Source organism: Janthinobacterium sp. GW822-FHT07A03, from assembly GCF_058798815.1.
Map to the genome: position 1 here is coordinate 379,492 of NZ_JBXAKW010000003.1, position 12,827 is coordinate 392,318.

Consider the following 12,827-nt stretch of genomic DNA (forward strand, 5'->3'; position numbering starts at 1 on the left):
TTACGCGATTGCTTCGTAGCGGGCCAGGCGGGTCGCCATGCGCGGCGCCAGCTCGTGGCCGGCCGTGACCGTCACTTCCAGGTCGTTCAGCAAGCCATCCTTCAAGCCATACACCCAGCCATGGACGCTGAGTTCCTGGCCCCGTTCCCACGCATCTTGCACCACGGTGGTCTGGCACACGTTCAACACCTGCTCGACCACGTTGAGTTCGCACAGGCGGTCGCCGCGCTGGCGGCTGGTCAATACGTCGCCCAGGTAGCGTTCGTGCTTCTGGCCCACGTCCTGCACGTGGCGCAGCCAGTTGTCGACCAGGCCGATGCGCGTGCCCGTCATGGCCGCATGCACGCCCTTGCAGCCGTAATGGCCGACGATGATGATATGTTTGACTTTCAGCACGTCCACGGCAAATTGCAGGACGGACAGGCAATTGAGGTCGGAATGCACGACCACATTGGCAATATTACGGTGCACAAACACGTCGCCAGGCGCCATGCCCAGCAATTCGTTGGCGGGAACGCGGCTATCGGAACAGCCAATCCACAGGTATTCGGGCGACGTCTGCGCTTCCAGATTCTTGAAGAAGTTCGGGTCTTTCGCCACCATCGAGTCGGCCCAGCGGCGGTTACGCTGCAGCAGTTCCGCCAGGGCCGGGCCATTTTTCTGTTCGGTCATATCGCTCCCATTGTGTGCGTACGACTGAATTGGCCGCAGATCGCGCCCATAGGCCGGCGATGCGCGCACATTTTTCAGTCGTGATGAAAAAAACGCCGGGATGTTGAAGCATCCCGGCGCATGGTATTACGTGTGCTTACTCAAAAAAATCCTTGACCTTGTCTTTCCAGGTCTTGCTTTGCGGACTGTGCTTGGCACCGCCCTCGGTCGTCGACTTTTCAAAGTCGCGCAGCAGGTCTTTCTGTTTTTCCGTCAGTTTCACGGGTGTTTCGATGGCCACGTGGCAGAACAGGTCGCCCGCGTAACCGGAACGCACGCCCTTGATGCCCTTGCCTTTCAGGCGGAAGGTCTTGCCCGACTGGGTGCCTTCCGGGATCGTGAACGACACTTTGCCGTTCAGGGTAGGCACTTCGATTTCGCCGCCCAGGGCCGCCTTGGTGAACGAGATCGGCATTTCGCAATGCAGGTCGTCGCCTTCGCGCTGGAACACGGCGTGCGGCTTGATGTGGATTTCCACATACAGGTCGCCCGACGGGCCGCCATTCGTGCCCGGTTCGCCGTTGCCGGACGAACGGATACGCATGCCGTTGTCGATACCGACTGGAATCTTGACTTCCAGGGTCTTGTTGCGCTTGATGCGACCGGCGCCGCCGCATGGCGTGCAGGGGTCGGTGATGACCTTGCCGCTGCCATGGCATTTCGGGCAGGTTTGCTGGATGCTGAAGAAACCTTGCTGCATGCGCACCTGGCCGTGGCCACCGCAAGTGCCGCAGGTGGTGGGCGAGGTGCCAGGCTTGGCGCCGCTGCCGTGGCAAGTGTCGCACTTGTCCCAGCTCGGCACGCGGATGGTCGTGTCGAAGCCGTGAGCAGCTTGCTCCAGTGTAATTTCCAGGTTGTAGCGCAAGTCGGCGCCACGGTACACCTGTGGTCCCGCATTGCGGCTGCGTCCACCGCCACCGCCAAAGATGTCGCCGAAGATATCGCCGAAGCTGTCGGCAAAGCCGCCCGCACCGCCGCCGAAGCCGCCACCGCCGCCCATGTTCGGGTCCACGCCGGCGTGACCATAACGGTCATACGCATCGCGCTTTTCCGGATTGGTCAGCATCTCGTAGGCTTCTTTGACTTCCTTAAACTTTTCTTCCGATTCCTTGCTATCCGGATTGCGGTCCGGATGGTATTTCATCGCCAGTTTACGGTAAGACTTTTTGATCTCTTCTTCCGAAGCATTTTTTGCGACACCGAGTGTCTCGTAAAAATCACGCTTTGCCATGTTGTCGGCACCTTGCAGTCTATCTACTGATGTAAAAATTACACGAAAAAGCCGAGTCGAGTGCTGCGCTAGGTGCAGCGACTCGGCTCGGCCGGTCTTCGCGGCTAATCCCGCGATGTAGCGTTCAGCCCGGCTGCCCCCAGTTCATGGGAGCGCAAGACAATTACTTGCTGTCTTTGACTTCTTTGAAGTCAGCGTCGACAACGTCGTCCTGCTTGGCGCCTGCGTCCGATGCGCCAGCAGCTTGCTGTGCACCTTCCGCGCCGCCGGCAGCTTGCTGCGCTTGCATGTCGGCATACATTTTTTCGCCCAGTTTCTGCGATGCGCTCGACAGTGCTTCCACCTTGGCGTCGATCTCAGCCTTGTCACCGGCCTTGATGCTTGCTTCCAGGTCGGTGATCGCCGCTTCAATCTTCTCTTTCTCGCCCGCATCCAGCTTGTCGCCGTATTCGGTCAAGGATTTCCGGGTCGAGTGTACCAGAGCATCGGCCTGGTTGCGCGACTCGGCCAATTCTTTGACCTTCTTGTCTTCTTCCGCGTTCAGCTCGGCGTCTTTCACCATCTTCTGGATTTCAGCCTCGGTCAAGCCGGAATTGGCCTTGATCGTGATCTTGTTTTCCTTGCCGGTGGCCTTGTCTTTCGCGCCGACGTGCAAGATGCCGTTGGCGTCGATGTCGAAGGTCACTTCGATCTGTGGCGTACCGCGCGATGCTGGCGGGATGCCTTCCAGATTGAATTCGCCCAGACCCTTGTTGCCGGCGGCGATTTCGCGCTCACCCTGGAAGACCTTGATGGTCACCGCAGGCTGGTTGTCGTCGGCCGTCGAGAAGACCTGGCTGAACTTGGTCGGAATCGTCGTGTTTTTGTGAATCATCTTGGTCATCACGCCGCCCAGGGTTTCGATACCCAGGGACAGAGGGGTGACGTCCAGCAACAGCAAGTCCTTGCGTTCGCCCGACAGGACCGAACCTTGAATCGCTGCGCCCACGGCGACGGCTTCGTCCGGGTTCACGTCCTTGCGTGGATCCTTGCCGAAGAATTCCTTCACTTTTTCCTGCACCTTCGGCATACGGGTCATACCGCCGACCAGGATGATGTCATCGATGTCCGACACTTTCACGCCAGCATCTTTGATAGCGGTGCGGCATGGTTCCATCGTGGCCGTGATCAGCTCTTCCACCAGCGATTCCAGCTTGGCGCGGGTCATCTTCAGGTTCAAGTGGACCGGTGCGCCGTTCGCCATGGCGATGTACGGCTCGTTGATTTCGGTTTGCTGCGACGACGATAATTCGATCTTCGCGCGCTCGGCCGAAGCCTTGATGCGCTGCAGGGCGATCGGATCTTTTTTCAGATCGATGCCGTTGATCTTCTTGAACTCGTCGATGATGTAATCGATGACGCGCTGGTCGAAGTCTTCGCCGCCCAGGAAGGTGTCTCCGTTGGTCGACAGCACTTCAAATTGTTTCTCGCCATCAACATCTGCGATTTCGATGATCGACACGTCGAACGTACCGCCACCCAGGTCATACACGGCGATTTTACGGTCGCCTTTTTCGGTCTTGTCCAGGCCGAAAGCCAGCGCTGCCGCGGTTGGCTCGTTGATGATGCGCTTGACGTCCAGGCCAGCGATACGGCCGGCATCCTTGGTGGCTTGACGCTGCGAGTCGTTGAAGTATGCAGGCACGGTGATGACGGCTTCGGTGACTTCTTCACCGAGGTAATCTTCTGCCGTTTTCTTCATCTTGCGCAGGACTTCAGCCGAAATTTGCGGCGGCGCCAGTTTTTTGTCGCGTACGCCGATCCATGCATCGCCGTTGTCGGCTTTCATGATTTGGTACGGCATCAGCGCGATGTCTTTTTGCACTTCTTTTTCGTCGAACTTGCGACCGATCAAACGTTTGACTGCGTACAGCGTGTTTTTCGGATTGGTCACGGCCTGGCGTTTCGCCGGCGCGCCGACGAGAATTTCGCCATCTTCTTGATAAGCAATAATCGACGGCGTCGTGCGTGCGCCTTCAGCGTTTTCGATTACCTTTGGTTGACCGTTTTCCATGATGGAAACGCAGGAATTCGTGGTTCCCAGATCGATACCGATAATTCTACCCATGATTTTTTTCCTTTTATTTGCTAGATTTCAGATGGTTCTTATATGTGGCAAAGCGGCATGGTTTCAAGGCTTGCTTGATGCCGCCCTCTGATTATTTTGCTTGCGCGGTCGTGACAATGGCTGGACGCAGCAGGCGGTCCGCAATCATATAGCCCTTTTGCAGGACGGATACGATGGTATTGGCTTCCTGCTCCGCTGGCACCACGGCAACGGCCTGGTGTTTCATCGGATCGAGTTTCTCGCCCTGCACTGGCAAGACTTCCACCAGGCGGTTGCGCTCGAACGCTGCATTCAATTGCTTCAGAGTCATCTCGACGCCTTCTTTCAGCGATTCGATGGTCGGTGCTTCCACCGTCAGCGCCGTTTCCAGGCTGTCTTTCACCGGCACCATGGCTTCGGCAAAGCTTTCCACTGCGAATTTATGCGCTTTAGCAACATCTTCCTGCGCACGGCGGCGAATATTTTCGCCATCGGCCTTGGCGCGCATGAAGGCATCGTGCATCTCTGCAAGACGCGCTTCGGTACTCGCCAGCTGCTCTTCCAAAGTAGGCTCTGCGGGAGTCGATGGGGCAGTCGCCGCGGCGTCCGCTTGCGGATTAGGTACAGCTTGGTTTTCCTGATCTTGCATCTAGAAAGCTCCTACAATCAATGACTTAAATGAGTTAGTCTAACTATCTTTACAACACTAACGGGCAGATGGGGCTATATCCTATTGTTTCAAGGGGTATGCGTGGCAAAACCAGGATTACATCGATCCATGTTACAGCTTATTACAAAGCGCTTCCCATTTCGGCCAGCGATCCGTGCGCGCCCCCCTTGATTTTCCAGGCTTCCCCCGGCAAAGCGGGCATTCTACCAGCCCCGCCACGGCCATCGCCACTGGCGACGTTGCTATCTGGATAGTACTTTTGTCGCGCCAGACATGACAAAGCCGCGCAAGCGCGGCTTTTGATTGCAAAAAAATCAATTATCTTCAGTTCGACGCGCCCAGTGCCAAGGCTGCCGCACGCGCCTGCTCGCCCGCCCTCTTGTCCGCGTCGCGCTGCGGCGCCGTCTTCATCGTCGGCCAGCCGATCATGTGCTGCTCGGCAATTTCCGCCATGCCCGCGATCCAGGCCGGCGTCTCATTCAGGCAAGCAATGTAGTGAAACTGCTGGCCGCCGGCCGCCTCGAAATCATGCTTGGCTTCCATGGCGATCTCTTCCAGGGTTTCCAGGCAATCGCTGGTAAAGCCCGGACACAGCAGGTCGACGCGCTTGACGCCCTGTTGCGCCAGCGCCACGAGGGTGGGTGCCGTGTACGGCTGCAGCCATTCGGCCTTGCCGAAGCGCGACTGGAAAGTCACCACGTATTGCTCTTTAGTTAATTTCAACTTTTCCGCCAGCAGACGCGCCGTTTTCAGGCATTGGCAGTGGTAGGGATCACCGAGCAGCAAAGTACGCTTGGGTACACCATGAAAGCTCATCACCAGTTTTTCCGGACGGCCATGCGCTTCCCAATGGTTCAGCACGGAATCGCGCAAGGCGTCGATATACGTGTCGTGCTCGTGGTATTGCTTGATAAAACGCAACTCCGGCACATTGCGCACCGTGGCGTAATGGGCGAATACGGCGTCGTAGATGGACCCCGTCGTCGTGCCCGAGTATTGCGGATAGGCCGGCAAGATGGCGATCCGTTCGCAGCCTTCGCTTTTCAGCTTGGCCAGCACGTCGGGCAAGGAAGGCGAACCGTAGCGCATGGCCATGGCGACCGTGACGCCGTCATGGCCCCGCTCGGTTAGGGCGCCGGCCAGCAGTTTCGCCTGCTTTTGCGTGTGCACTTTCAGGGGCGAGCCCTCGCGCGTCCAGATCGACGCGTATTTCTTGGCCGACTGGCCCGAGCGGAAGGGCAAAATAATCAGGTTCAAAATGAACCACCAGACAATGCGGGGAATCTCCACCACGCGCGGGTCCGACAAGAATTGCTTCAGGTAACGCCGCACAGCCGACGAGGTCGGCGCATCGGGCGTGCCCAGGTTGACCAGCACCACGGCGCTGCGGTCCATGCTGCCATGCGTATACGGCGGTTCTGTTTGAAATGACATGAAGGCTCTTCAAAGGCGTTGGATGGATTAGCCGACCATTATAGTTACATTGCGTCAACATCGGGAATACTGCCAGGCGATGGCAGCACGCCCGTCACATCCAGGTCAAATCGCCAGCAATTCGCGGGCATGCTTGCGCGTGGTGGCCGTGATTTCCAGGCCGCCCAGCATGCGCGCCACTTCTTCCACGCGGGCCTTGGCGTCGAGCATGTCGATGCGCGATGCCGTCTTGCCATTGTCCAGGGTGCTTTTTGCCACCTGGAAATGCTGATTCGCCTGGCTGGCCACTTGCGGCAAATGGGTCACGCACAGCACTTGCCGTCCCTGCCCCAGGCGTTTCAACAGGCGCCCCACCACTTCGGCGACGGCGCCGCCGATGCCGCTGTCGACCTCGTCGAAGATCAGGGTCGGCGTGGTGGTGGCGTGCGAGGTGATGACGGAGATGGCCAGCGCAATGCGCGCCAGTTCGCCGCCGGACGCCACCTTGGCCAGCGAGCGGGGCGCCGTGCCCGCGTGGCCGGCGACGAGGAATTCCACTTGCTCGAGGCCGTGCGCGGCCGGTTCGCACGGGTGCAGCGCGATTTCGAAGCTGCCGCCCGTCATGCTCAGTTCCTGCATGGCGCGCGTGACGGCTTGCCCCAGTTCCAGGGCGGCGGCGCGGCGCGTGGCGGACAGGCGCTCGGCCACGCCGCGGTACTCGGCCTCGATCTTTGCTTCCTGGCGCAGCAAGCCCTCGATATCGGAAGCGTCGGCCAGGTGCTGCAGCTTTTCCGACAGTTTGGCGTGTTCCTCCGGCAACTCTTCGGGCGTGACGCGGAATTTGCGGGCCGTGCTGTGCATGGCTTCCATGCGCGCATCGAGCTGGTGCAAACGCTCCGGGTCCAGCTCCACGCGGTCCAGGTAATTGTTCAGCGCGTACACGGATTCCTGCAGCTGGATGCGCGACGATTCGATCAGGTCGATGATCGGCTGCAATTCCGCATCGACGGACACCAGCTTGCCCAGCTTCTGGTTCAGGGCCGACAGTTGCGACACGATGGGATGATCTTCCTGTTCGGAAATGATCGCCAGCGCTTCCTGCGCCCCTTCGAGCAGGCTGGCCGCGTGCGACAGGCGGCTGTGCTCGTTCGTGATGTCCGTCCATTCGCCGGGCTTGGCGGCCAGCTTTTCCAGTTCGCCCACTTGCCATTCCAGCCGTTCGCGCTCGTACAGCACGTTGGCGGCATTCGTTTCGAATTCCTCGCGCTGGCGCACGAGGGCGCGCCAGCGCTTGTGCAGCGCCGCCACTTGCCGCGCATCCTGCTCCGCGCCCGCTTCGCGCGCCGTCGCCTGGCCGTCGAGCAAGGCCCGCTGCGCTTCGCTTTTCAGCAAGGACTGGTGCGCGTGCTGGCCGTGGATATCGACCAGCATGTCGCCGAGTTCGCGCAGCTGCGCGGCCGTGGCGGGGATGCCGTTGATATACGCCTTCGAGCGGCCCGCATTGTCGATCACGCGGCGCAGCAGCGCGCCGCCATCGTCGTTGGCGAATTCATGCGCCACCAGCCAGGCCTGCGCCACTTCGCTGACGGAAAAATCGGCCGTGATGTCGGCCTTGGCCGCGCCTTCGCGCACCACGCTGGCGTCGCCGCGCCCGCCCAGCGCCAGGGTCAGCGCATCGATGAGGATGGACTTGCCGGCGCCCGTCTCGCCCGTCAGCACGCTGAAGCCGGCGGAAAATTCCAGTTCAATGGTATCGACAATGACAAAATCGCGAATGGACAGTGTATGGAGCATGGCTTCTGTGGTTAGGCGGCGCGCCGCGGGTTGACGTGGAGAAACTTGTTAACTGAGCTTGCCCTCGCCCGACGGGTACTCGTTCCAGTGCAGTTTTTCACGCAGGGTGTTGTAGTAACTCCACCCTTCCGGATGCAGGAAGGTAATCGTATGCGGCGAACGGCGGATGAGGATGCGGTCTTGCTGGACCAGGCTGGCAAAGGTCTGCATGTCGAAATTGACGCTGATATCGCGTCCGCGCACGATTTCCACGACGATCTGGCTGGAATCGGGCAAGACGATGGGGCGGTTCGACAGCGCATGCGGGGCGATCGGCACGAGCACGATGCCGCCCAGGGTCGGATGCAGCAAGGGACCGCCGGCCGACAGCGAATATGCGGTCGAACCCGTGGGCGTGGAAATGATCAAGCCATCCGAACGCTGGTTGTACATGAAGTGGCCGTCGACCTCGACGCGCAATTCCGCCATGCCGGCACCGCCGCCGCGCGAGACGACGACATCGTTGACGGCCATGCCCACGTGAATCGACTCGCCGTCGCGCAGCACGCTACCTTCAAGCAAGGTACGGCGTTCGGCCTTGAAACGGCCGCCGAGAATCTGCGCCAATACAGGCAGCATACGCTCGAGCGGGATATCCGTCATGAAACCCAGGCGTCCCTGATTGATACCGATCAAAGGTACGTCGAATGGCGCCAGCTGGCGCGCAATGCCGAGCATGGTGCCATCGCCGCCCATGACGATGGCGCAATCGGCGGCGGCGCCGATCTCGGCCGGCGACATGGCGCGCACGCCAGGAAACGCCAGGTTCAGATGCGCAGCCGTCTCCGCCTCGAAGACCACCGTGTGGCCCAGCACTTGCAGGAAATCGACGATGCTTTTCACGGGCTCGGCAATGCCATCCGTATTCTGGCGCACGACCAGGGCGATGGTCTTGGCGCCCAGGTTGAAGCGCTCGCCCGGGGCTGGCAAGGTCGCGGCTGGCTGTTCGGCTCGCTGGTCGGCGTAGTTATCGACGGGCATAAAAATCTCGGTAGTGAATTCGGTGGCAAACCGCCCCTGGCTGTCGCGTCGCACGCCGGCATCGCATGATACTGTATATATGCACAGTATAGTGCGGCTGTCGTGTGCCCGCAAGGGGCGTTCCTGGTGTTGCACGCAGTGTAGCGCAGAAAAAGAATCGTCCATGCGTGCGCCAGCGCTCCATCGCCGGACAAATCCGCTTGCGTGGTTCCGGCGGCGGCGGGACACTGGCTGGACATCATTCCTTCCTTCAGGAGGCCATATGGTTGCCCAGCATAGCGAGCGCAAGATCAATACCGATGAAAAGGTCAAGAATGACGGTGTCGACCGCCTGCCGCACGAGCGCGACGAGTCGCCCGACGCGCAGAACGTGCGGCCGCGCAAGATCATGCAACAGGCGGCCAGCGATCTGGAGCAAGGCCTGGTCGATACGGACCGGCACGCGCAACCCGGCGTGGAAAAGGTCAAGCCCGCCGCGCCGCAGCAAGCCCGTCCCGACGCGCAGCTGGAACCAAAGAAGGCGCGCTGACTCCAACCGTCACGCTCTGCTGCTCGCACTGCTCATGCGCACTGGTCATATTACGGAGTACGCCATGCACCGTTACGCCTTTTCCTTCCTGCTGGCCGCTGCCTGCGGCGCCCATCTCGCCCATGCCCAGGCGCCCGCCATGCCCGTTGGCTTCGGCCCCCAGCCCGTGCTGCCCGCGCCGGACAAGCAATTGATTCCCACCGTCAACGTCGCCCCCGTGCAGCGCTGGACGGCGACGCAGCACCCCGCCGTCGCGGCCGACCTGGCCATCCAGGCGTATGCACGCGACCTCGACCATCCGCGCTGGCTGTACGTCTTGCCAAATGGCGACGTGCTCGTGGCGGAAACGAATGCCCCGCCGAAACCGGACGACGGCAAGGGCATCAAGGGCGCCATCATGCAGATGCAAATGAAAAAAGCGGGCGCCGCCACGCCCAGCGCCAACCGCATCACCCTGCTGCGCGGCGTCGACGCGAATGGCGTGGCGCACACGCGCAGCGTGTTCCTGCAGGGACTGAACTCGCCATTCGGCATGGCCCTGGTGGGCAACGAGCTGTACATCGCCAATGCCGACGCCTTGATGCGCTTTCCCTACGTCAGCGGGCAAACGGCCATCACGGCGCCGGGCGTGAAGGTGCTGGATTTGCCAGGCGGGCCCATCAATCATCACTGGACCAAGAACGTCATCGCCAGCCCCGACGGCAAATTTCTCTATGTTTCCGTCGGTTCCAACAGCAATGTGGGCGAAAACGGCATGGCGGCCGAAGAGGGCCGCGCCGCCATCTGGCAATTCGCGCGCGCCACGGGCAAGGCGCGCGTGTATGCCACGGGCTTGCGCAATCCCGTCGGCCTGGCCTGGCAGCCCAGGACGGGCGCCCTGTGGACGGCCGTCAATGAACGCGACGAGCTGGGCAACGACCTGGTGCCCGACTACATGACCTCCGTCAAGGACGGCGCCTTCTATGGCTGGCCCTACAGTTATTTCGGCCAGCACGTCGATGCGCGGGTCCAGCCGCCCCGTCCCGAACTGGTGGCCACGGCTGTTGCGCCCGATTATGCGCTCGGTGCGCACACGGCCTCGCTGGGACTGGCGTTTTATGACGCCACCCTGCTGCCCGAACGCTACCGGGGCGGCGCCTTCATCGGCCAGCACGGTTCGTGGAACCGCAAGCCCTTCAGCGGCTATAAAGTCATCTTCGTGCCCTTCGCCGACGGCGCGCCCAGCGGGCCGCCGCAGGACGTCATCGCCGGTTTCCTCGACAACAATGGCAAGGCGCAGGGACGCCCCGTGGGCGTGGCCGTCGACAAGGCGGGCGCGCTGCTGGTGGCGGACGACGTGGGCAATGTCATCTGGCGCGTCACGCCGGCGCCGTGAAGGCATTCGCGCCGCGCATGCGCCCCCTGTGTGGCGCAACGAACGGAAGCGCAGGGGTGGGACGCGCATGATGGACCTTCGAACCACGCAAGGAGTACATCATGAAAAAAACAGGATCAGCCGTCTGGAGTGGCGGCCTTAAAGATGGCAAAGGATTCATTTCCACCGAAAGCGGCGCGCTCGACAATGTGGCATACGGCTTCAACACGCGCTTCGAAGACGGTCCCGGCAGCAATCCGGAAGAACTGATCGGCGCCGCCCATGCGGCCTGCTTCACCATGGCCTTGTCCGGCCAGCTGGGCGAGGCGGGCTTGCGCGCCACGGCCCTGAAAACCACGGCCGAGGTCAGCCTGGAAAAGATCGATGGCAGCTATGCCATCACGGCCGTCCACCTGACCCTGGTAGCCACCATTCCCGGCGCCACCGACGAAGCGTTCCAGGATGCGGCCCTGCGCGCCAAGCTTGGTTGCCCCGTATCGAAGTTGCTGGCCACGGAAATCACGCTGGATGCCCGTCTGGAGTAAATCCGGAGGCATTGACGTCACCGCCCGCAGCTGTCCTGCACCGGGGCAGCCGGGGCGGTCTCGGCAAGAAAGCCGTAAAACGCATAAAATCCTGCCATTCCCCTATTCATATCAAGGATTTACGATGCGTATTTTGCACACCATGTTACGGGTCGGCGACCTGCAGCGCTCCATCGATTTTTACACGAAGGTCCTGGGCATGAAATTGCTGCGCACCAGCGACAACCCGGAATACCAGTACACGCTGGCCTTCGTGGGCTACGGTTCGAACCCCGACCACGCGGAACTGGAACTGACGTATAACTATGGCACCACCAGCTACGAGCTGGGCACGGCGTATGGCCACATCGCCATCTCGGCCGACGATATCGTCGCCGCTTGCGATGCGGCACGCGCGAATGGCGGCAACGTCACGCGCGAACCGGGCCCAGTGAAAGGCGGCAACACGGTGATCGCCTTCATCACCGACCCGGACGGCTACAAGATCGAATTGATCGAGCGCAAGTTCGACGGCCAGGGCGGCGGCCTGTAATACCTCAGCCTGGTTCGGCGGCCCTGGCAATGGCCGCACGCAGCCAGGCGATGCCCGCATCGCCGTCCGTGCGGCGGTGCCGTATCACTTCAAACGCAAACGGCGCGATGGCAAACGGCGCGGAGTACTGCGCCAGCCCTTGCGCCACGCTGCCGTGCAAGGCGCGCCGCGCCACCGTCAGGATCAAATCCGTCCCCATCACGACCTCCGGTGCGACCGTCCAGTACGGCACGCGCACGGCGATACGGCGCGCCTGGCCCAGCTGCGCCAGCGCCGCATCGACTTCAGCCGCCATGCCGCCTTCGCCGGATGCCACCAGCACGTGCGGGCGCGCCAGATAGGTCTGCAAGCTCAAGCTCTCTCCTTGCGCCAGGCTGGCCGGGTCCAGCGCGCACACGAACGTTTCCTCGAATAAGGTTTCCCTGTGTAACTGTTCGGGCAGTTGCGGGAACACGCCCAGCGCCAGGTCGATCTCGCCATCCTGCACGCCCGCCACCACGGCTGGACGGCTGGCATAGCTGACGGCCAGGTCGATGCCGGGCGCTTCCACGCGCAAGCGCCGCAGCAAAGCAGGCAAGATCAATGCCGCGCCGTAATCCGACATGGCCAGGCAAAACACGCGCTGCGCCGTGGCCGCCTCGAAGACGGCGCCGCCGAGCACGGAGCGCACGCTTTGCAAGGCTTCGGCCAGCGGCCGCGCCAATTCCAGGGCGCGCGCCGTGGGCTGGAAGCCGCCCTTGCCGCGCAGCAGCAGCGGATCGTCGAGCAAGTGGCGCAAGCGTGCCAGCGCATGGCTGACGGCAGGCTGGCTCATGTGCAAGCGTTCCGCCGCGCGCGACAGATGGCGTTCGCTGAGCAGCGCATCCAGGATCACCAGCAGATTCAAATCGACGGCGCGCAGATTATTCATTTGGTGCATAGTTAACTGACAAACTACGAATT

General features: G+C 61.4%; 12 protein-coding genes. 4 read left to right on the forward strand and 8 right to left on the reverse strand.

All coding sequences use genetic code 11. From position 1 onward, the window contains the following. From can to AC1RJW_RS11345, 7 genes are all read right to left on the reverse strand, one after another. Window positions 1–672 (reverse strand): carbonate dehydratase, encoded by a 672-nt coding sequence (can, locus tag AC1RJW_RS11315; protein WP_034788731.1) that lies wholly within the window; start codon window positions 670–672, stop codon window positions 1–3. 136 nt (window positions 673–808) lie between these two features. Further along, window positions 809–1,942: a molecular chaperone DnaJ gene (gene dnaJ, locus AC1RJW_RS11320; RefSeq protein ID WP_034745985.1), complete on the reverse strand. Its 1,134-nt coding sequence runs from the start codon at window positions 1,940–1,942 to the stop codon at window positions 809–811. Window positions 1,943–2,105: 163 nt separating this feature from the next. Then, window positions 2,106–4,049: a molecular chaperone DnaK gene (dnaK, locus tag AC1RJW_RS11325; protein ID WP_070290878.1), complete on the reverse strand. Its 1,944-nt coding sequence runs from the start codon at window positions 4,047–4,049 to the stop codon at window positions 2,106–2,108. 91 nt (window positions 4,050–4,140) lie between these two features. Further along, window positions 4,141–4,677, reverse strand: a complete 537-nt coding sequence (grpE, locus tag AC1RJW_RS11330) for a nucleotide exchange factor GrpE (protein WP_034788734.1) — start codon at window positions 4,675–4,677, stop codon at window positions 4,141–4,143. Window positions 4,678–5,022: 345 nt separating this feature from the next. Further along, window positions 5,023–6,132 (reverse strand): ferrochelatase, encoded by a 1,110-nt coding sequence (gene hemH / locus AC1RJW_RS11335; RefSeq protein ID WP_493044991.1) that lies wholly within the window; start codon window positions 6,130–6,132, stop codon window positions 5,023–5,025. 105 nt (window positions 6,133–6,237) lie between these two features. Further along, complete coding sequence (gene recN / locus AC1RJW_RS11340; protein ID WP_493044992.1) at window positions 6,238–7,905, reverse strand: DNA repair protein RecN; 1,668 nt, start codon at window positions 7,903–7,905, stop codon at window positions 6,238–6,240. 48 nt (window positions 7,906–7,953) lie between these two features. Further along, the gene (locus AC1RJW_RS11345) at window positions 7,954–8,925 is read right to left on the reverse strand and encodes an NAD kinase (protein WP_227742053.1); all 972 of its coding nucleotides are present in this window, start codon (window positions 8,923–8,925) and stop codon (window positions 7,954–7,956) included. Window positions 8,926–9,187: 262 nt separating this feature from the next. On the opposite strand from AC1RJW_RS11345, the gene AC1RJW_RS11350 reads away from it, so the two are divergent. The 4 genes from AC1RJW_RS11350 (at window position 9,188) to gloA (ending at window position 11,885) form a co-directional block, all read left to right on the forward strand. Beyond that, window positions 9,188–9,454, forward strand: a complete 267-nt coding sequence (locus tag AC1RJW_RS11350; RefSeq protein ID WP_493044993.1) for a hypothetical protein — start codon at window positions 9,188–9,190, stop codon at window positions 9,452–9,454. Between the two features lie 64 nt (window positions 9,455–9,518). Beyond that, entirely contained in the window at window positions 9,519–10,829 is a 1,311-nt protein-coding gene (locus tag AC1RJW_RS11355) for a PQQ-dependent sugar dehydrogenase (protein WP_493044994.1), read from the forward strand. Between the two features lie 101 nt (window positions 10,830–10,930). Then, window positions 10,931–11,353: an OsmC family protein gene (locus AC1RJW_RS11360; protein WP_493044995.1), complete on the forward strand. Its 423-nt coding sequence runs from the start codon at window positions 10,931–10,933 to the stop codon at window positions 11,351–11,353. A 124-nt stretch (window positions 11,354–11,477) separates the two neighbouring features. Beyond that, window positions 11,478–11,885, forward strand: coding sequence for a lactoylglutathione lyase (gloA, locus tag AC1RJW_RS11365; protein WP_010401713.1), 408 nt, complete (start codon window positions 11,478–11,480; stop codon window positions 11,883–11,885). A gap of 4 nt (window positions 11,886–11,889) precedes the next feature. On the opposite strand, the gene AC1RJW_RS11370 is transcribed toward gloA, so the two are convergent. Next, on the reverse strand, window positions 11,890–12,795 hold the full coding sequence (locus AC1RJW_RS11370) for a LysR substrate-binding domain-containing protein (protein WP_493044996.1): 906 nt from the start codon (window positions 12,793–12,795) through the stop codon (window positions 11,890–11,892). Window positions 12,796–12,827 lie beyond the last annotated feature (32 nt).

Coding starts and splice junctions, on each gene's coding strand:
- can (WP_034788731.1), bottom strand. CDS start 672: ATGACCGAACAGAAAAATGGCCCGGCCCTGGCGGAACTGCTGCAGCGT.
- dnaJ (WP_034745985.1), bottom strand. CDS start 1,942: ATGGCAAAGCGTGATTTTTACGAGACACTCGGTGTCGCAAAAAATGCT.
- dnaK (WP_070290878.1), bottom strand. CDS start 4,049: ATGGGTAGAATTATCGGTATCGATCTGGGAACCACGAATTCCTGCGTT.
- grpE (WP_034788734.1), bottom strand. CDS start 4,677: ATGCAAGATCAGGAAAACCAAGCTGTACCTAATCCGCAAGCGGACGCC.
- hemH (WP_493044991.1), bottom strand. CDS start 6,132: ATGTCATTTCAAACAGAACCGCCGTATACGCATGGCAGCATGGACCGC.
- recN (WP_493044992.1), bottom strand. CDS start 7,905: ATGCTCCATACACTGTCCATTCGCGATTTTGTCATTGTCGATACCATT.
- AC1RJW_RS11345 (WP_227742053.1), bottom strand. CDS start 8,925: ATGCCCGTCGATAACTACGCCGACCAGCGAGCCGAACAGCCAGCCGCG.
- AC1RJW_RS11350 (WP_493044993.1), top strand. CDS start 9,188: ATGGTTGCCCAGCATAGCGAGCGCAAGATCAATACCGATGAAAAGGTC.
- AC1RJW_RS11355 (WP_493044994.1), top strand. CDS start 9,519: ATGCACCGTTACGCCTTTTCCTTCCTGCTGGCCGCTGCCTGCGGCGCC.
- AC1RJW_RS11360 (WP_493044995.1), top strand. CDS start 10,931: ATGAAAAAAACAGGATCAGCCGTCTGGAGTGGCGGCCTTAAAGATGGC.
- gloA (WP_010401713.1), top strand. CDS start 11,478: ATGCGTATTTTGCACACCATGTTACGGGTCGGCGACCTGCAGCGCTCC.
- AC1RJW_RS11370 (WP_493044996.1), bottom strand. CDS start 12,795: ATGAATAATCTGCGCGCCGTCGATTTGAATCTGCTGGTGATCCTGGAT.